The organism is Hanamia caeni (genome assembly GCF_003721595.1).
Taxonomy (GTDB): Bacteria; Bacteroidota; Bacteroidia; order Chitinophagales; family Chitinophagaceae; genus Ginsengibacter; species Ginsengibacter caeni.
In genome coordinates this window covers 522,389-543,226 of the sequence record NZ_RJJR01000002.1, presented here as the reverse complement: position 1 = coordinate 543,226, position 20,838 = coordinate 522,389, and the positions used below count along the sequence as shown (strand labels likewise).

Genomic DNA, 20,838 nt, shown 5'->3' with positions numbered 1-20,838 from the left:
TCATTGCTGGCTTTTAATCCCGCAAACCTGCTAAAAAATTGTTCGGAAAATTTTTAGCTTTTGCGGATAGATTTCTTTGCAGGATGGGACAGGACAGTCATTACGGCTGGTTGGCTAAATTTACTTTTTTAAATATTTGTAAAAAAGACATATCTTAACGGCCTGAAATCTTTATTGCTTGAATCGTTCGTAAACCGGACTAAATTTTCATTTTAAAATCAAAATTAAATGACCAAAAAATTTTGTGCATTAAAGCGGATGTTTTTAATACTCGCTATCCTGTTAACCGTTTTTCAGCAGGCACTTTACGCTCAGCAATCTACCCATGTTATTAGTGGAACTGTTTCTAATGAAAAAGGAGAGCCCCTGGAAGGCGTGGTTCTTAATGTAAAAAATTCTAACGAAAGTGTGGCTACCGATGCTGCAGGGCAATTTAAAATCACCATAAATAAGCCCAGGGCTATTTTGGTAATTAGCCACGTGGGTTATGCTGATAAAGAAATAGATGTAACTCAAAATTCTAATAACCTGAACGTCACTCTGTCGATTAGCAGCAAAGAATTGGGCGAAGTGGTGGTGGTGGGATATGGAACCGTTAAAAAAAGCGATTTAACCGGCGCAGTATCAGGTATAAGTCAAAAGGAAATTCAATCACGCCCTGTTAATAATGCCCTGGAAGCGATGCAGGGTAAAGTTGCGGGTGTGGATATAACCTCTAATGAACGCCCCGGAACCCTCGGCAGTATTACTATCCGTGGCGTACGTTCATTGACAGCTTCGAATTCCCCTCTATATGTAGTAGATGGGATTCCCTTGATTACCGGGGGAATTGAAAATATCAATCCAAGTGATATACAGTCAATTGATGTTTTAAAAGATGCTTCCGCCACTGCTATTTATGGTTCGCGCGGCGCCAATGGCGTTGTTATTGTGACTACGAAACAAGCTAAAACAGGAAAAACCGTATTAAACCTCAACAGTTCATTTACCTGGGAGAATTTGATGGATAATGAAAAAATGTTTAATGCCGCAGATTTTATTACTTTTCGCCGCTGGGCATATTATTATGCCGGTTTTAATACAACCCAATATCGTAACACAGGTATTAATCCATACACCAGAGGCGATCAACCGACTCTGGAACAGGACAGAACTTATTTTAGTGCAACGGCCGACCCTTATGCATGGGCCAATATCGCACAGGGATGGGCAGGCGGAACATGGGATCCTTCCAAAGTTGCCACCACAGATTGGCGAAGTATGGTTAAACAACAATCATTGACTACAGATAATACAATCAGTGTAAGTGGCGGAACAGATAAGATTAAGGCGTATGGCTCTTTTGGCTATTTGAATAATACAGGAACTATAAAAGGCCAATCATTTGAAAGATACACTGCCAATACGAACGTGGATATCACAGCTACAAAATGGTTTACTCTTGGGAGCCATATTAATGTTAATTACAACAAACAGGAATATGGGCAATCGGGCAGCGGGGTTTCTACCGTAGGTTCTCCCCAGGGAGGATTATATGAATCCGCAAGACAAATATTCCCATTTGCGGTGCCCTATGATTCAGCCGGCAACAGGATCTCATATCCCGGAGGTGACAATTCTGTGAAGACCATTATTGATGAATGGAAATATAATATAGATGAAAGAGTAACCTTGAGAGCTTTTGGAAGTTTTTATGGCCAAATAGATTTTGGTTCAATTTCACCGGTATTAAAGGGATTGAAGTATCGCCTGAACTTTGGCCCGGATCTGTCTTATTATCGCGATGGGGTTTATATTGATGCTAACTCAGTGGCTAACGGAGGCAGCAGCAGCTATGCTTCCCTTACCAAAACCAGCACCTATTCATATACATTAGATAATTTGCTCTATTATGACAGGGACTTCGGTGAACATACTTTTGGGTTAACATTATTACAAAGTCAAACGGGCTATACACAGGAAACAAGTAATATAACAGGTAATGGTGTCCCTCTGTCTTCTCAATTATGGAATGCATTAACAAGTGGTACTGTAACGGGCCAATTAAGTTCTTCTTCTAATATTATTAAGCAACAGCTTTTGTCCTATATGGCAAGAATTAATTATAGCTTTAAGGACAAATATTTGCTAACAGTTTCAGCGCGCCAGGATGGTTCTTCTGTACTTGCGGAGGGACATAAATACACTTTGTTTCCTTCTGCAGCATTAGCCTGGAGAATCAGCAATGAAAACTTCATGAATACAAGGTGGATAAATGAATTGAAACTAAGAGTCGGGGCTGGCGTTACAGGAAATTCGGCAGTTTCTCCTTATCAAACACAGGGTGGAATAACATCACTTTTTTATCCTTTTTATACCGCAAGCACAGCCGGTTCCATACCAAGTACTGTTTTTGCAAACAAGGCATTGGGATGGGAAAAAACAACTCAATATAATCTTGGTATAGATTATTCATTATTTAACAGGAGAGTATCAGGAAGTGTAGATGTATATACTTCCAGTACCTCAGATTTGTTGTTACAGGCTAATATTCCAAGTGTTACAGGCTACACGACTACTTATGAAAACATTGGTAAAACCGCTAACAACGGTATAGACATATCTATAACAACTGTAAACATCCGGCAAAAAGATTTAAGCTGGACAACCACTTTGAATGCATCATGGCAAAAAGATCATATTGTATCCTTATCAAATGGAACTCAACCGGATATAAGCAATCTCTGGTTTCCCGGCCAACCACTTGGTGTAATTTATGGGTATAAGGCTTTAGGTTTATGGCATGCCGGCGATTCATCAAATTACAAACAGTTCAATGCAAATGGTAATGCATTTACTCCGGGCAGTGTAAAGGTCCAGGACGTTAATGGCGATTATAAAATTGACCCAAACAATGATCGCCAGATTATTGGATGGACCAGGCCGCGTTGGATAGTTGGTATGACTAATACAATTAATTATAAAGGATTAGAATTATCCTTTTTCCTGTACGGAAGATTGCATTATATGTATAGTTATGGAGGCGAGGGTGAAGCTGCCCGTACTGTTACCAGGCAAATAGATTATTATAATGAAAATAATACCAATGCTTACTTTCAAAAACCAATATTTAATGCGGGCAACGCAGCAGGGGATCCTTATTTTCCTTCATTAGGTTATATGAATGCTTCATTTATCAAAATCCGGAACATATCATTGGGATATAATTTCAGCAATAAAACATTGTCCGGAATAGGGATTTCCAATTTAAAGGCGTATGCGCAAGTGCAGAATCCCGGAATGCTGTATTCTCAAATTAAGTTTCTTGATATGGACGTAGTTAGCCCAACATGGAACAGGGGCATCACCCTTGGAATCAATGCCTCATTTTAAAACTAATAAATTGTTTGTTATGAATAACTATAATAATTTGAATAAAATAATCATAATTGCGGCGCTGCTTTTTACAGGCACCTCTTGCAAAAAGAATTTTTTAGAAGAAAAACTTACAACAGCAAGAACTACTGATTTTTATAAAACCGATGAAGGCATATTGCAATTGGCAGTGGGTACTTATTACCAGACTTTTGCTGTTCCCGAAAACGGGGAATGGTATTATTCTGCCACTAATTATGGAACTGACGAATTTCATGTTGGTGGTGACCCTTCCAATTCACCCTGGAACAACTATGATCAAACTTTTAATTCCGCAATTACTCCTGTTAATGGAAATACGTCTTTGGCTAATAGCCAATGGGACGCGCTATATACAGCCATAGGAGATGCTAATTTATTAATTCAAAACGCCAGGAATAGCACTTCTACTTCTGATGCCGTTAAAAAAACATCATTGGGAGAAGGACTTTTTATGCGTGGATACAGCTATTTAAGATTAGTATCTCAATATGGCGGTGTTCCACTGGTAACTAACCCAACAACAGCAGTAACTCTTGAATTTACCCGGGCCTCTGCACAGGATGTTTTTACCCAGATTATAACTGATCTGGATAGTGCTTATAACCTGTTGCCAACCTCTGGAAGCCCGTATCATATTACACAGGATGCAGCAGCTCATTATTTGGCAAAAGCTTATCTGTCAAGGTCAAGCGAAATTAATAGCGATTGGAACTCTGCTACAATAACTTCTGATTTGACAAGGGCTGTTACTCTATGTGACCAGGTAATCGCTAATCATCCATTGGCTCAAAATTTTGCCAACCTTTGGAATTTTACCGGCATCAATTCTGAAAATGAAGCTTTACCGGAAGTTATTCTTTCTGCTCAATTTACTAATGACGTTAATACCAATCTTGGAAATGGGAATACCCAACATTTGTATTTCGTTTCAAGGTATGATGTTCAGGATCAAATGGCCAGGGATTTAACCGGCGACAGGCCCTATAGCAGATTAGCGACTACTTATTATGATTATCATTTGTATGATATGGTTAATGATTCAAGATTTTGGAAATCCTTTAGAACTAAAAGTGCTTTAAATGGCGCTAAGCCTGTTGCTCCAAATGTCCAGGGGGATTTGGGAATTATGTTTGTAATTGATCAGCCAGGTGATACACGTTTTGCCTTGTCAAAAATTTCTAAAGCGACCTCAGGAAGTAATCTTGTTATGGATGTTAATGGAACGGGGAGGCCAATACCAACTACCTATGTGGCTTATCCTAATGGTACCACAACAAATGGTGCCCTGAATACTGATTTGACAACGGCTGGCCAAAGTTTTCCATCTTTAAGCAAATACATTGACGGATCAAGAAATGCATTAAACGATGTTGCCGGTCATAGAGATTTCATTTTAGCCCGTTCTGCCGAAACTTATTTAATTGCTGCTGAGGCTAAAATCAGGTTAGCCAAAGCTGGCCAGGGTAGTTATAGTGATGCCTTGCCCGATATTAATGCTGTTCGTACCCGTGCCCAATACGCTAGTGGCGAAAACAGGGCTGCCTATAATGACGGAGGTAATACCTTACAGTCACCGTCACTTCAACCGGCAGGCGTAGGAAACTCTTTTTACCCGGGAAATTCATACTATGAATCCAATAATATCCCTGTGACTACTGCGGCATCTGAAAGTTTGGCTATCAATGATATAGCTTCTTTGCCCGCACAAGATGAATATATTATAAACACCTTAGGATTATCGGATCAGTATGATAAAATGATGTGCCTGGTTTTGGATGAACGTTCCCGTGAATTAATGGGAGAATATAAGCGCTGGGAGGATCTATCACGTACTAAAACGTTGGTTGCCCGCGCTAAGGCTTTTAATCCCGAAGCGGCCGCGCATATTCAAGATTTCCATGTTCTCAGGCCAATACCACAGACCTTTCTCGATGGTATTCAAAGTGGGGGAAAGGCTTTGACTCCTGATCAAAAACAAGCCATGCAAAACCCTGGTTATTAAGAATTATTGATATTATCATAAGGATGGTCAAACAAATTGCCCATCCTTTTTTTTGAAATTAAACCTCATGACAGGCTTTCTGAAAGCTATCCTTTTTTACCACTTTTAAAAAATAAAAAATGGCAAAAAAAATTCTTTTACTGTTCCTTTTGGGTTTTCCTTTTGCAATGAATGCCCAAAAAGATGCATCACTGCATCAATCACAACCAGGCTATCCAATCCGGTATAGCGCTATGCCAAAGGAAGAAATTAAAAGTTTTGTAGATAAGGTATTTGATTATATTGAAGCGGTCACGCCTGCCCAAATGATCGATAAGCAAACCGGCTCTCCTGTTAATGATATTTCTAAAGCTGATGGAAACACCGTGATGGAACAAGGCGATTTTTCCATCACGAGTTACGAATGGGGCGTTACCTATTCAGCGCTTTTATCCGCATCAAAAATTTTTGATGAAAAAAAATATGCGGATTATGTGAAAGACCGGTTTTCTTTTATCGCCAAATGGGCGCCGGTGATAAAAAAATTAAAAGAAGAAGGTGCCTATCAAAATACATCCTATCCTTTACGTCAACCGATTGACCCGCATGCGCTCGACGATGCCGGTGCGATGTGTGCCGCGATGATTAAAGCCACCCGCGCCGGTATCAATGGAGATTTGAAGCCACAAATAAATACGTACATCAATTGGATTGCCAGAAAGCAGTATCGTTTTTCTGATGGAACGCTGGCAAGGAACCGGCCACAAAAAAATACGCTCTGGCTGGATGATTTATATATGGGCGTGCCTGCGTTGGCGCAAATGGGCAAATTTACCGGCGATAAAAAATATTTTGATGATGCGATTCTTCAAATCAAATCTTATAGCAAGCGCATGTTTAATAAAGAAAAAAATTTATACATGCATGGGTGGGTGGAAAGTATGGAAACGCATCCGGAGTTTCACTGGGCGCGCGCAAACGGATGGGCTTTGCTGGCGATGACGGAATTGCTGGATGTATTGCCGGCAAATTATCCGGGAAGAAAAGAGGTGTTGACACAATTTAAAGCCCTGTCAAAAGGGATCGCTTCCTATCAATCGTCAAATGGGATGTGGCACCAGTTGCTGGATAAAAACGATAGTTATTTAGAAACCTCTGCCACCGCCATTTATGCTTATTGCATTGCGCATGCCTGCAATGAGGGATGGATTGATCCGGTTACGTATGCCCCAATGGCAATGTTGGCCTGGAACGCTGTTACTACAAAAATCAATGACAAAGGGCAGGTGGAAGGAACATGCGTTGGAACCGGAATGGCCTTCGACCCATTATTCTACTATTACCGCCCAACAAATGTTTTCGCCGCCCACGGTTATGGTCCTGTGATTTATGCCGGCGCTGAAATGTATGAACTCGTATCAAAAAATAAATTTGAAATGAACGATAGCTCATTGCAATATCAAAAGTGAGCTTTCTTGAAAACTTTTTTAAATACTGCACAGCTACCTTTTAAGTTTATACACTGCGCTTGCTGCCAGTAAAAAGCATCCGAGACCAAAATCTTCAAAATCAGGAACATGGTGGTAACCTACGGGCTGGCTGTCTTTGGGCTCTTTCCCAGTGCCCTGCACATAACCCAAAAAGCCATTTTCATGAACGCAGCTTTGCAACGCATTCCATGCTTTTACAACCACAGGTAAAAATTTTTTTCTGTTGAGAAACTCATTGTTAATGCCCCACGCCATTCCATACGTAAACAATGCAGTGCCCGTCAATTCTTTTCCTCCGAAATGCGTAGAATCCATCAGGCTTACATTCCATGAGCCATCATTTCTTTGAAGAGGAACTATTGCATTCATGATACTTTTATAATCATTCAGATATTCATCGAAATGAGGATCACTTTTTGGCAACACATTTAATACCCTCACCAAAGCCGCTACCACCCAGCCATTGCCCCGGCTCCAGTAACAATTTTTGCCGTTGGGTTCCCTGTATGGCGGCACAAAATCTTTATCTCTCCACCATAATCCGTCAGCAGGATTATACAATCCATTTCCGCCCTGCTTAAATTTCGTGTAGGCATACATGTTATACATGCGGTTAAAATAGGAAGTGTCTTTATAAACACTTCCTAACTTCGCAAAAACAGGCATTGCCATCTGCAAGGCGTCTATCCACCACCAGTCATCTATTTTATCAGTCGCCATCATAGAATCAATAGAGGCTTTTATATTTTTTATTCTTTCTTCTTTTTTATCTAAAAGATACAAGTCAATATAGGTTTGCCCACACGCCTGGTTGTCGCCGTTCCTCGTTGCTATACCGCCTCTTAAATTCCAATCATGTTTATCACCCCATTCCACTGCATAATCATAATATTTTTTCTTTTTATCTATATCATACAAGGCCATTAAACCTTCATAATAAACCGCACGTGTCCAGATATTGGTGGGGTAAATTTTATTTTTTGCAGGAATTGGTATTTCAGTTCCCGGGTCGGGCCATTTATTCATGAAATAACTGTTCGCTAATTCTGCAACTTTTAAAACTTCTTTTTTCGATGGTATTTTCTGCGCAAATGTTTGCAACGAAATAGAAATTAAAGCCGCTATAATTATTAAAAAAATCTTTTTCATAATGACCATTTTTATTTAATTAATTAAAATATTTTTAGGGCATCTTTTTCAAGCCTTCCCATTTCACTTCCCATTTTCCATTTTTTGGAAAGCCTGGATTTATTGTTTTACATCCGTCATAACCTGCACACATCATCGCTATTGCAGCGAGCAAGCCACCATTGCCCGGAAGATAAATAGTTAATCGTTCATCCTGGCAGTTTTGCCCATTGTTCAAATAAGTATTTGTTTGAATCGGCATGAGCAACGCATCAATCGCTTTTTCGGGCAGGCCTAACCGTGTGGCCGTCATGGCCGTCATTGGGAAATCCCATCCCCAGGTCTTAGTCCATGTCCAGTTATTCCAAATCCAGTTAAACGTGTTGTGCATAATAGTTGTGTCCACCATTCCTGTTTGCGGTAACATACCAAACGCTCCAAAAACTGAAGGATGATCGGTTCTGTATTCAGGGTTGGTATAAGAATCTTTGGCGCTTTCAGTGAATAAATATTTATCGCCCTGAACAGGCAACGGAGATAAATTTTTCAAAACGTCATCCCATTTTTTATTCGCGGACAAATGCAATCTTTTTCTCCATTGCTGCGCTACACTTAATGCCCAATGCCAGTAGCACAATTCAAAAGTGGGATTAAAAGTTTCCGTTGCTTTGAATCTCTCCTGCGAAGGAATGACACCCTTGCCCAAAATATATTTTTGTTTTGCTGAATCATACCAGGCGAAATAAGCCATAAAATCAGCCGTGGCAAAAACAAGGTCTTTGTATTTTTCCAATGTTTTCACGTCCGGGTGTTCGCGATAACACAATTCCGCAAAATAAATAAAATGCGGTTGTTGCCAGATTAAAAACGCACCCACAGAGGAAGGGCTTTCTTCACCTTCATTGTCAGTCATCTTTTGCCAGCGGATTCCCTTGTAGCCTTGCCTTTCTGCAATTTGTTTTGCTTTGGGTGCTACGTTTTTATACCACGATAAAGTTGGCTCCAATAAATTATTTCTTCCCCATAAAGAAAAATGAATGCCATGCCACCAATGCATTTCAAGGTGAAATTTTCCATACCAACTGTTATAAGTCAGTCCTGTTTCCTGCGGCGGATAATCTCCAGCACATTGAATTTTAGTGAGGTATTGGGATAGAACCACTCTTCTTTCCAACTCAAATGCTCTCGAATCTATGCACTGGCTAAAGTCAACCGCACCGCCGCTTTCCCAAAATTTTTTCCATTCGGTTTTATTATTAATTGCAGTTTCCCCGAAAGAAGGAATTTTATTTTGTTTCTTATTTTGATCGAATTGAAATGTGATTTCAAACTCGTTCGCCGCGCCGGGAGTGATGATAAAATAATGCGGGCTTTTTTCTTTTACAGAAGCAACTGCCTTCCATTTTGCATCTACGAAATAAGTCGTAGTATCTAAAGCATGCTTAAATAAAGCGCCGTTGTTTTCCAAAGAAATGATGGAGGAAGAATGCTTCTCATCATTTGTAAAATTATTTCCCATATCGGCCCAATCACCCGTGGGGTAAGGAAAGCGAAGGCGAATGAATAATTTTTTTTGTTTTATTAAAGGCGAAATTACTTTGACTGCAATGGCATCTCTTTGCTGATGACAAAAAGTGATTACCTCTACAGGAATGTTTTCAACGGTAAACTTGGAATGAATTTCACCGGTCCACAAATCAAGTGTTTGCTGAATATTTTTGATATCATCTATGGCAGCGCTCCTTCCATCTTTTTTTAAGATTTCAAAACCGATATTTCCCAACTGAAGACGGTGTGGATTTTGCCGGAACCAGTTTACTGCCTCTTTATTTCTTTCAGGCTTTTTTATTTGCACGGAATAAGGAATATTTCTTCCATGTAAAAAATAATTTTTTAAGGTTTCATCAAATTGGTAATGATTGGAATTGATAAAACTATGCCATCCCCATTCGCTTTCCGTTCCCAGCGGAACGCCGTTGGCATAAGCATTGGGAAAGGATTGCAAGCCCGTAACGTCAACCGTGAAAGCAAAACGGCCATTGCCCACTGAAAGAGAAGACAACGAATCAAAATGATTGTTGATAACGTTATGGCGATGCACCAAAGCATAACGGTCAATTTTCGTTTGTGCATGGCCGTTATACACAGTAAACAAATAAATAATGAAGATCTTTATTTTACTTTTCATTTAACTATTACTTTGTTTGATTCACTTTCGGAGGAGAAAATCGTCAGAACTTCACCCTAACCCCTATCAGGAACATCTTAAGCATCTTAATTTTTGAAAAGGAATATTTATTTTAATTTTTTAATCTCTCCTGGTTGGCCTTGCCATTTGAATCCACTGAAATATTCTGTCTTTTATCGATGGTAAGTTTTACATTATTGAATTTCCAATCTTTGGTAAATTCAAACAGGCCAATTGCCGCGGCGGAAATATCACAATTGGTAAAAACAAAATTTTCCAACACAGATTTTTCATAGCCTGAGCCAACAAATGCATGATTCGCATGGGTGACTTTTACATTTTCTACATACACATCTTTTGCATGCGGAATTCCTCTCTCCGGCGGTTCCACTTTGTGTAACATCGCTTTCCAATAATCCGGAATGGAATCATAATCGTAGCCTTCCGGTAATTCAGAATAACTGTAGGAAGGATTCCAGTTTAAATTCACCTGGAATGCATTGTTGACAGAATCGAGAACGGTGTTGGTAAAATGAATGTCTTCAATCGTGCCGCCGCGCGTGAATGCCGATTTAATCCGTAAACCATTGTCGGTGTGTTTTGCAAAAAGGCCAGTAGCGAGCACATGCCTGATACTACCGGAAGTTTCACTGCCAAGCGTCACGAGGCCACTTCCCCTGCGTGCCAAACATTTTCTTATCACAATGTATTCGCACGGTTTATCTACACGAAGCCCATCCCAGTCACGGCCCGCTTTCAAACAAATGTTATCATCATTGCAATCAATATCGCAATTCTCCACAAGCACCCACGTTGAAGAATCGATGTCAACACCGTCAGTGCTCGGCCCATGGCCATCTTCATTATTGCGGATAACCAATCCGTCAACAGTTACATGGTCGGAATATAAAATCTGTACTGTCCAAAAACCAGCATTTTTCAAAGTGATGCCTTTCAGTGTTACATCGGAAGAATTTTGCACCAGCAAAGTCCTTACTCTTTTTGCATCATAATCCACAATCCAGCGCAGACCTTTGCTGTCGTAATCTTTGCGCATCGCCCAATATTTATCCCAACAAAATTTTCCTCTTGCATTCACCACTCCTTCGCCCGTAACAGCGGCATTTTTTGCGTCAATCACATTTATCAGCGCCGACGGCCATTTCATTTCTATGCCCGCAATGCGCGTATTGATTTCAGGATAATCGGCAAAATTTTGTGAGCCAAGCAATGTAACGGTCTTGCCTATACGTAAATGCACATTTGTTTTCAGATAGATTGCACCGGTTACATAAGTGCCAGAATTAAAGGCCACCACCCCGCCGCCACTTTTTGCACACTTATCTATTGCCTCCTGTATTTGTTTTGAAATAACTTTCGATGTATCGCTTTTTGCTTTTACGATAAAAACTTTAGTCGCGGAAGGAAATTGTTTAGCGCCTGCTTGTGAGGTCCAGCTCATTGCTACAACCGAATCTTTTTGTGCAAAAGAAAAATGGTTACACATTAAAAGAACAGCAGTAAACAAACAAATAGGTGGATTTTTTATTTTCATGATGCAGGCATTGTTAAAAAGAATTTCAATTTGCGTAAAAAAAATGGTTCAGGCGTACTGCACATACATGTTGTAGCGTAGGTAAAGCGTGAACACTTTTCAAAAGTAGTTTGGAATGCAGGAAAATAAACATTTTTTTTAATGCTGCGATTTATTGTAACCCATCCTTGCAGAATCTATAATCGGGAAAAAATCTTTTATAAAAAATAGAGACCGCACGACAGCGGCCTCTAGAAAGATTTTTAACTAAAAAAGCTAACATTCTACCGGGTACTATCTACACGGCTTCCTTGTTGCTTCATCGGCATATGCATCTTTCCTTTACTGTGGTTTTCGCCCCAAATTTTACCACTGCTTCCTATTCTTTGACCGCTTTGCAGATTTTCAGTTTTCCCACTTTTCCAGGTCACTTTTCCGGTGGTTGAAATGGTGGTTCCGTTGCTTAGGGTCACATCATTGTCTACGGCGCTCATCGTGCCATTGTTGCTCATCATCAATTTACCGTCTTGCATCGTGTAATAAGTGTGATTGTTTGATTGCATATTTTGATGATGCTTTTGTGAAGGGGTGGCTTCATTGCTTACCTGGGCTGAGGCGCTAAAGCAAAAAGCAATAGCGACAATAAAAAGACTGATGGCTTTCATAATTTAAAATTTTTAAGTTTCAGGATAGATACGTCAAAACCTATACCATCGCCGGCGTAAAGTGCATCCCTGCCTTTAATTAGGAATATTTGTGGAATGTTTTAAACATTTTCGCATGCAGTTGCATGCCTACACTAAAGTTCTCCGGGTTCTTTTTTAAAACTTCCTAAAGTGCATTTCAAAAAAAATCCTGCGGCAACAACCCAGGATTTTTTTGAGCAATATTTGTTTATTTATCTTTCGTAAGGGAAATTCCTTGCTACTTTTTTCATCATCCTTGTTATCAGTTCATCGGTTGAGCTCATTACATCATCATTCATAGCTTTATAAAAACGCCACAGCAAATTGCCATCGGCGCCATTGTAAATTTGCAGCGTTAGCGCGCCGCTTCCCGTTTTGCTACCGAGACTTCCAAATAAAACTGTTTTGGCAATAGCGGCACCCTCAGAAGCTGTTTTTTCGTAATCATATTTGCACTTAATAACCGCATCCACACCCAAAATTTTACAAATTGAATCCTGGGTAAGCAAATCCAATTGATCATAAACCCCTTTGGCTTTTAACAGCGCATTTGTTCGCGTAGGATCCTGGAAGGTTACTGTATATTTATCTGCTTTCCGCAGCAAATAGGTATACATAGAAGATTGAAGATTTGTCTTAAGACTTTGCTCCTCGCTTTTAGTAGCCGACGAATCATAATGTTTGGGAACACGTTTATACACGATAGCCACATCATAAGGCAATATGGCAACTGTCTTTTGCTTTTCAATTTCAGATTTTAAATTGGGCGCAGAATAGGTTTGTTTTGCGGCTTCAAATTGGGCAAATGAAGTGTGAGACACAAAGAAAAAAAGCGAAAAAATTAGAATTGTAGTTTTCATAAACGTAGTTTTTGGAATGCAATTTAATAAACTGTTTAATTCAAAAATTTTTATTTTCCATCAGGTTTTCCATTCTTTTTCGCGACTTATTAAATATCATCATCCCATTTTTTTTGCCCTTTCTGTTTAGCTTTTTTTCTTCTTCCGGCAGTTGGTTTTCAGCCCTGCATTTTTCGCTGCAGCAGCCCTCATATTTTTTTGCGCAAGATTCACACTGAATAAAAAGAAGGTGGCACGCTTCATTTGCACAATTGGTGTGCGTATCGCATGGAGCGCCACATTGATGACAATGGCTGATAATTTCATCACCTATTTTTTCGCCAAGCCGTCCATCAAATACAAAATTTTTACCTAAAAATTTATTGGGTAGTTTTTGCTCCTTCACTTTGGCGGCATACTGGATAATTCCACCTTCAAGGTGGTACACATTTTTAAACCCTTTGTGCAGCATGTAAGCGCTTGCCTTTTCGCAGCGGATGCCACCGGTGCAGTACATGATGATATTTTTGTCTTTCTTTTCTTCCAACAGGTTCACGGCCATCGGGAGCTGCTGCCTGAAAGTATCAGAAGGGATTTCAATGGCATTTTGAAAATGCCCAACTTCAAATTCATAATGATTGCGCATGTCTACCACAATCGTTTCAGGATCTGAAGTGAGTTGGTTAAAAGAATCCGCATCTACATACTTTCCCTTTTTACTCATGTCAAATCCCGGATCGCTTATTCCATCGGCCACAATTTTTTTGCGCACTTTTATCTTCAGTACCCAAAAACTTTTTCCATCATCATCTACGGCTACGTTTAACCGGATATCTTTTAAGAAAGAAATGGTGTTTAAATATTCTTTGAATTTTTCAAAGTTGGAAGCAGGCACGCTTGCCTGTGCATTGACGCCTTCGTGTGCAACATAGATTCTCCCAAAAACCTTCAGGTCATTCAGATTTTTATAGAGCTCATCGCGAAAAGCTTGCGGGTCTTGGATTGCAGCGTATTTATAAAATGAAACGGTAATGCGGCTTTCCGTTTCTTCATATAATAACTTTTTGAGTTCCTTTTGAGAAACACGATTGTGTAATAAAGCCATAATAAACATTTACCCGGTTTTATCTGAGACATTTACAGGATGAATCAGACCTTAAAAAAGGCGGTAAAATGATTCACAAAGATAGCCTGTTTCATAATTTTTAAAAAACAGGAACGGGATTTGATTTAAGGGTGAGTAATTATTATGACATTATAGTTAACAATAACCTTAAAAGTACCTTTATGAAAAAGACAATTTTTTTTATTGCCGCCTTATTTTTAATGATAAGCGCAAAATCGCAGGGCGTTCATTTCGGAGTAAAAGGAGGGTTAAATGCTTCTTCTTTAAATTCGACACCCGCAAATTCTGATATGCAAAGTAAAATCGGTTTTAATGTTGGTTTACTGGCGCATATCCATACTGCAAATAAATCGTGGGCTATTCAGCCGGAACTTTATTATTCTGCTGAAGGTGCAAAAAGCAAAGCCAATAACGATGTATCCACCAACATCGGATTTATAAATATTCCGCTGCTGGCCCAATATATGTTTGATAATGGATTCAGGCTCGAAGCAGGCCCTCAGCTAAATTTACTGATGAGCGCCAAAAATAAGAACAACAATACTTCTACTGATATCAAAGACGACCTGAATACGGCAGGTTTTTCAATTCCTGTAGGAGTAGGATATTTATTACGGTCGGGATTCGGCTTTGATGCGAGATACAATTTTGGAATGAGCGATATTTATAAAAATGCGACTGCGAAAGTAAAGAGCAACGTTTTCCAGTTTGACATTTTTTATCAGTTTTCACATACAAAAAAATAAAGAAAGATTTTAATTTTTAGCCTTTAGCAGCCATCAATTATTAAAATTGCTGGCTGCTTTTTTATAAAAACTATTTCTATCTCACTTTAAGAATGTTTTTACATTTGATGAAATAACGCGTTTTCATGGCCAAGAATAAATATTCCAAACCTCCCGTTCCTTCGTTCGAAAAAATTAATTCTGTTCAAAAAGTGTTCATTTGCCTGGGCATTGCCATTGCGGTGTATTTGATTGTAGAAATCAAAAATATCGATGTGCTTACGCATGTTATTATTGGATGGGATGTGTTTAGCTTATGCCTGTTGATAATGACCTGGATTACTTTCTTTATTACTTCAGCCAAGCAGATAAGAATTCAATCGAAAGTGCAGGACCCAAACAAGTCAGTTATTTTTATCATCATTTTAATCTGCACGTTAGCCAGCTTTTTTACAGTGCTGCTTTTAATAGTTACTAAAAAAGAAAGTGAATCAAAAGCTGCATGGGAACTGCCCATCGCAGTTGCAGCAATGATTTTTTCGTGGCTTTTGATTCACACCAGCTTTACGTTGCGCTATGCACACATATTTTATGGTGACCATGAAACCGAGCCGAATACCCATGCCGGCGGCCTTGAATTCCCCGGAGATACTTTGCCGGACTATCTTGATTTTGCTTATTATTCCTTTGTGCTGGGGATGACTTTCCAGGTGTCGGATGTGCAGATTACGTCGCGGCGATTCAGGAGAATGGCTCTTTTACATGGCATACTCTCATTTGTTTTTGATACCATCATGATAGCGCTTACCATCAATATTCTTGCATAAAAAACTCCGATTATTTGTTCGTTTACTGCCATTAAAAGATAGCGCGAATGGCAACTCTTCCTGTATGAATTACCGAATTTTTGGAAGGCTTGCGACCATCATATTGCAAATTCAATTCAATATTGCCCGCCAGCCTTTTTGTCAATTCTACATTCCACAGGTAATTTTTCCCCGGCATGAGGCCGTTTAATAAAATATATCCCACTGTGCTGTTGGCATCGCCCTTAAAGTTTATGTTGTTTAAAGAGAATCTTGCATTTATGGTGCCGTCTGAAAGCACGTTGTATTTTACTTCCGCCGCTAATTGATTATTCAAAGAAGATTCAGCACCTCCCATCGAATTTTTCTTTTTATCATAAGTATAAATTAGGCTTACACGAAAATCACTTTTATAAATGTAGCTGATAGTGGGCTCAGCCGAAATCTCATTTACCCGGTAATTTCTGTTTGTAAAAGAAGGCGTGATTAACTGGTTGCGGATATATTTGTTGATAAGGCCCGTGGCTATATTTTTAGAAAGATTCCATCGCGCGCGGATGGAAAGATCACGAAGCGAATTACTTTCAAACCCATAATTCAAAAGCGACTTGGTTTTGTTCAGCCTGTGGGTTACGTCAATTCCCCAAACCGGATCTTTGCGATTAAAATAAATTGAATTGCTTAAAAAGGAGGTTAAAGAAATCAAAGACGAATCCACCAGGTTTTTCTGAAAAGGATTAAATTCGAAACCTCCGTTTGAAATTTCTTTTTTGTTGATTTGTAAGGTAGAATTACTGCTGAACCTCTTGACGAAATTTACTAATTTTCCCACTTTTTCTTTCCCGATTACCTTATCAGGATTAATGCTCAAATTGTAATTGAACTGAATGTAATTTGCCTTTACATATTCATTGGTGGGCGTCAATACACGGATCCATTTTTTTTGATCCTGGTACATGGCTCTTTCAAATTCGTTTAACTGCGGAATACCATCTTCATTGTAATCATTCCATGTATAATAGCCCTGGCCGGCCGGCACTTCAATATAAGTGTATTCCCTTTTTTGTTCCTGGCCTGAGCCTAATTCGTACAAAACATTTCCCGATAGCAAGCCCCTCCATTCATTCATAGCATATTCGGCCCGGCCAAGAAGGCTTTTATCACTTTTTTCATTTGAATAATTTTTATTGTTTACCTGTAATTCACGGTAGCTAACATTCAGCCGAAACTGCCGGTGTTCATTTTTCATCAACTCTGTCATCACATTCATGTTCCGGCTTTCATCCTGGCTGATTAAATTTTTCCCCAAAGGAATTTTATTTTCCCGGGTAGAATAGGTGATGCCCCACTTGTTTATTTTTTTTTCAGAAGATTTGACATACACCTGCCAGGAATTGAAAGCAAAGCTTATGGGCATTAATGTATCTGAGCTTTTTGCAAGCTGTTGATTATTTTCTGAAGCATAGGCGGCCCCGATTTGAATATTTTGAAGTTGCTCAAAAGAACGGTAAAGATTTACAGTTGGCCTAATATAAGAACCTGTTTGAACCGGGCTGTTAATATTAGTGACATAGAATTTATTATCAAAATGCCATCCGTTTATCACCATCCTGTTTTCAATCGCATTTCTTACGCCATTAAATTCATCACTTCGATGGTAATTGGTAAATCCATATCTCAGGTAATTATTTTTCAAGTCATTCATTTCAAGCGAAGCAGTTATTAAATTTTCTGTGGCTGCAGGCGCATCAAAAGGCAAACTCCAATCGCGGTTAAATTCAACATTCCGTAAAGTTTCCAAAGGCTTAAATTTATCCTGCACATATTCATAACCCACATTTGCTTTAAAACTGATTCCTTCTTTCAAATTTCTGAACAGCGGATGCTGAATGGCATAATCCACTTTTGCTGCTACGCCCTTGCCTTCGTCATTTCCTTTTGTTGAAAAAGTATTTACATCATAGTTACTAAGCGCCGTTTCTATTTTAAGAGAAGAATTTGGATTAAAATAATATTGGGCCGCTACGGATACAAGGTCATGCTTTTTAGGAGGCACAAGTAAAATTACGGGTTCCCAACTCCCCTGTTTTTCTCCGTTTAGCGGGGCTACAAATTTAAAAACCCTTCCATTAGCATTGCCATCATTTACAGGCACATAGTTTCCGCGGCCAGCGCCGACATTGGTAAAAGAAAGATTGTATAATGAATCTTTTTGATTCGCCGAATATTGATAGATGGTATCTTTTACGCCATTGATTATTGTATCCGTTCTTTTATACAAAATTTTATTTACAGAAAATGTATCCGGCATTGCATTGGGATAGGTTGCGCTGTCAATACGATTTCCAATTTGTGAAAGAAATTGTTTTTGCGGAGTTGTCAGCGATTGATTGATAGAAGAGTTTTTCGCATCCGCATTGGAATAAGCGCCGATGCTGAATTTCAGCTTATTATTGATATTAATTTCATCGTTGGCATACATCATTGAATTCAAATAATTCTGGTTGGAATATTCAAATTCTACCTGTATGCGGCTGTCTTTGGTAATTAAGCGTTTAACGGTAAACGTTATTTCGGCAGTATTGTAATCAATAATGTAATCACGGTCTTCACCGCGGGTTAACAACTGGCCATCCAAAAAAACTTTTTCGGTGCCAGCCAATACAGCAAAATACAGTTCGTTATTTGCGCCATAAAGTTTATAAGGCCCCTGGTTTCCTTCAAGCGGCGTTATGATATCTTTCATATAATTGCCTTTGGCAATAGCACCGCTGGCCAAAAAAGAATTGGTACTGTTTTTCCCGATGGAATTAATAGTGGAGAAAGAACCGCCTTGTAATCTTTTGGAAAAATTAAGAAAATAGTTTTGATTTTGCCTGATATCAATATCGCCAAAGCTGGCCTGCCAGCCATGTTTTTTTATTTGCAAAAAAATACGGTCGAAATCCCTGATGTTTTGCGTATTTCCCTGTGGCTGGATGGGAATATTGTTATCGCTGATGGCTGCGGTAAGTTCAAGGCTGTCGCCGATAAATCCATTCAGTTGTAGATTTAAATTAGAACTTACTACCGCGTCCTGGTTGTTACCAATTGTAATCCCGCGGCCAAAGCTTCCATTGTAATTGATGTTGCCAAAATCAATGATTTTATTTTCAAATTGATTGCTTTTGAGAACGAATGGCTTTTCGGCAGCAAAATTGAAACGAATGCTGTCATAATTAAAACGCTGCGTTATGGCGTTCAGTTTATAAGGAAAAACGCGGTAAGAAATCAATACGCTGTCAGGGAGGTTTTTCGATTTCCAAATTAAAGAGGCGTTCACATAATCGATTTCGTATGCATTGGCTGGAATGCCCGCGACTATTAGCGTGTTGGGAATGATGCTGTTTGTATCGAGAATAACCGGGCTTACACTAGCAGGTATTTTTTTACTTCTCAGGTTACTGAGTGAAGCTGGGTTTTGCTGCGAAAAACCATTCATCCAGATAAAGAGGAAAATGAAAAAAATTAGGGAGGTTACTGGTTTCAAGCAGCATATTTTTTTACAAACCTTAAAATTAAAGGATTTCAGGCAATTGCCCGGATGATAAGGTTAACGTAAAAAAAGAGTCTTTCTATATATTTTACCGGATTTTACCTTTAAAAAGCAGAAGAAAAAATTAATCTATTTATTGCTTTACTGTGTATGCATATATTATCCTTTCTCGTTCATTGGATCTACCATGCGCACAGGCCTTTCCTGTATTTTAGAAGAAAGCGAAGCACCAAGATATTCGCGGTTCATTCTGGCGATATTTTCTACAGAAATTCCTTTGGGGCATTCTGCCTCACAATTGTAGATGTTGCCACAATTGCCAAACCCTTCTTTATCCATCTGGTCTACCATATTCAATACTCTTGAAATTCTTTCAGGCTGGCCTTGTGGCAAAAGTGCTAATTGAGAAACTTTGGCTCCAACAAATAACATGGCAGAACCATTGGGGCAAGCGGCCACACAGGCACCACAGCCGATGCACGCGGCAGAATCGAATGCTTCATCGGATTTTGCCCTGTCAACTAATATATTGTTGGCATCCGGGGCATTCCCTGTATTAACTGAAATGTACCCACCGGCTTCGATAATCCTGTCAAATGCTTTTCTGTCAACCATCAAATCTTTTATAACTGGAAAAGCCACGGACCGCCAGGGTTCTACGACGATGGTATCGCCTTCTTTGTAAGCCCTCATGTGAAGCTGGCAAACTGTATTCTTTTGCCATGGGCCATGTGCGCGACCATCCACATACATGCTGCAGGTTCCACAAATTCCTTCGCGGCAATCGCTGTCGAAGGCAATAGGGTCTTTTCCTTCACTAATCAATCTTTCATTGAGCACATCAAACATTTCGAGGAATGACATTTCAGAAGAAATATCTTTTACCTCAAAAGTTTCAAAATATCCTTTTGCCTCTGCGTTTTTTTGGCGCCATACTTTCAGAGTGAGATTCATATTGTAGTGTTCCATATCTTAATTACTTTATTATTATATTATTTTATTATTAACCTGCGCTTAATAAGGAAGTTTTTCATTAGTAAATTTAATTAACGAGTTTATTGATTTTGGCAACTTATTTAGTTCACCAAAAATATGGTCGTATTCTTCAGTTGTTATCAGCTTTCTAACTTTTGCTTTTTCATTCCAATCCAAACTTTCTTTCAAAGACCCTTTACTATAGCTATAAAATTTAATTTTATCCTTTTTAAAATGCCTGCCAAATCCTTCTGCAATATTTGCGGAAATAGAATCCGCAGCCCCCGCAAACTGCGCTCCCTACTACTCTTTTTGGAAATGATTCCCAGTTAATTACAATTGACCAAACGTAATTACTTAAGCGAAAAGCAATCCGGTAACATTCTATATCGTTTAGTTTTAAATAATTATCAGGCATATTCCCCTAAA

At 39.1% G+C, this 20,838-nt stretch carries 13 protein-coding genes and 1 pseudogene; 5 read left to right on the top strand and 9 right to left on the bottom strand.

Annotated features, from left to right (window positions below):
* The first annotated feature begins 228 nt into the window (after positions 1 to 228).
* The 3 genes from EFY79_RS05615 (at position 229) to EFY79_RS05605 (ending at position 6,846) form a co-directional block, all read left to right on the top strand.
* The gene (locus EFY79_RS05615) at positions 229 to 3,372 is read left to right on the top strand and encodes a SusC/RagA family TonB-linked outer membrane protein (RefSeq protein WP_199727445.1); all 3,144 of its coding nucleotides are present in this window, start codon (positions 229 to 231) and stop codon (positions 3,370 to 3,372) included.
* Positions 3,373 to 3,391: 19 nt separating this feature from the next.
* A complete protein-coding gene (locus EFY79_RS05610) occupies positions 3,392 to 5,398 on the top strand; it encodes a RagB/SusD family nutrient uptake outer membrane protein (protein WP_123119683.1) in 2,007 nt (668 codons plus the stop codon).
* A gap of 119 nt (positions 5,399 to 5,517) precedes the next feature.
* Positions 5,518 to 6,846, top strand: a complete 1,329-nt coding sequence (locus EFY79_RS05605; RefSeq protein ID WP_123119682.1) for a glycoside hydrolase family 88/105 protein — start codon at positions 5,518 to 5,520, stop codon at positions 6,844 to 6,846.
* Positions 6,847 to 6,879: 33 nt separating this feature from the next.
* Here the strand turns inward: EFY79_RS05605 and EFY79_RS05600 are convergent, their stop codons facing one another.
* The 6 genes from EFY79_RS05600 to trhO form a co-directional block, all read right to left on the bottom strand.
* A complete protein-coding gene (locus EFY79_RS05600) occupies positions 6,880 to 8,016 on the bottom strand; it encodes a glycoside hydrolase family 88/105 protein (RefSeq protein WP_199727444.1) in 1,137 nt (378 codons plus the stop codon).
* A gap of 34 nt (positions 8,017 to 8,050) precedes the next feature.
* Positions 8,051 to 10,183: a hypothetical protein gene (locus EFY79_RS05595; RefSeq protein ID WP_123119680.1), complete on the bottom strand. Its 2,133-nt coding sequence runs from the start codon at positions 10,181 to 10,183 to the stop codon at positions 8,051 to 8,053.
* Positions 10,184 to 10,295: 112 nt separating this feature from the next.
* On the bottom strand, positions 10,296 to 11,738 hold the full coding sequence (locus EFY79_RS05590; protein WP_123119679.1) for a glycoside hydrolase family 28 protein: 1,443 nt from the start codon (positions 11,736 to 11,738) through the stop codon (positions 10,296 to 10,298).
* A 263-nt stretch (positions 11,739 to 12,001) separates the two neighbouring features.
* The gene (locus tag EFY79_RS05585) at positions 12,002 to 12,382 is read right to left on the bottom strand and encodes a DUF6799 domain-containing protein (protein ID WP_123119678.1); all 381 of its coding nucleotides are present in this window, start codon (positions 12,380 to 12,382) and stop codon (positions 12,002 to 12,004) included.
* A gap of 233 nt (positions 12,383 to 12,615) precedes the next feature.
* Positions 12,616 to 13,263: a hypothetical protein gene (locus EFY79_RS05580; protein WP_123119677.1), complete on the bottom strand. Its 648-nt coding sequence runs from the start codon at positions 13,261 to 13,263 to the stop codon at positions 12,616 to 12,618.
* A gap of 40 nt (positions 13,264 to 13,303) precedes the next feature.
* Positions 13,304 to 14,347 (bottom strand): oxygen-dependent tRNA uridine(34) hydroxylase TrhO, encoded by a 1,044-nt coding sequence (gene trhO / locus EFY79_RS05575; RefSeq protein ID WP_123119676.1) that lies wholly within the window; start codon positions 14,345 to 14,347, stop codon positions 13,304 to 13,306.
* A gap of 182 nt (positions 14,348 to 14,529) precedes the next feature.
* Here trhO and EFY79_RS05570 point away from each other — a divergent pair, with 182 nt between their 5' ends.
* Both EFY79_RS05570 and EFY79_RS05565 read left to right on the top strand, forming a co-directional pair.
* Positions 14,530 to 15,114, top strand: a complete 585-nt coding sequence (locus EFY79_RS05570; RefSeq protein ID WP_148041860.1) for a porin family protein — start codon at positions 14,530 to 14,532, stop codon at positions 15,112 to 15,114.
* A 125-nt stretch (positions 15,115 to 15,239) separates the two neighbouring features.
* Positions 15,240 to 15,920, top strand: coding sequence for a DUF1345 domain-containing protein (locus EFY79_RS05565; protein ID WP_123119674.1), 681 nt, complete (start codon positions 15,240 to 15,242; stop codon positions 15,918 to 15,920).
* A gap of 31 nt (positions 15,921 to 15,951) precedes the next feature.
* Here the strand turns inward: EFY79_RS05565 and EFY79_RS05560 are convergent, their stop codons facing one another.
* The 3 genes and pseudogenes from EFY79_RS05560 to EFY79_RS22000 form a co-directional block, all read right to left on the bottom strand.
* Positions 15,952 to 19,428, bottom strand: coding sequence for a hypothetical protein (locus EFY79_RS05560; protein ID WP_233577927.1), 3,477 nt, complete (start codon positions 19,426 to 19,428; stop codon positions 15,952 to 15,954).
* A gap of 165 nt (positions 19,429 to 19,593) precedes the next feature.
* Positions 19,594 to 20,403, bottom strand: a complete 810-nt coding sequence (locus tag EFY79_RS05555; protein WP_123119672.1) for a succinate dehydrogenase/fumarate reductase iron-sulfur subunit — start codon at positions 20,401 to 20,403, stop codon at positions 19,594 to 19,596.
* 45 nt (positions 20,404 to 20,448) lie between these two features.
* Positions 20,449 to 20,694 (bottom strand): annotated as a pseudogene (locus tag EFY79_RS22000) (four helix bundle protein); the annotation flags it as partial.
* Positions 20,695 to 20,838: the final 144 nt, after the last annotated feature.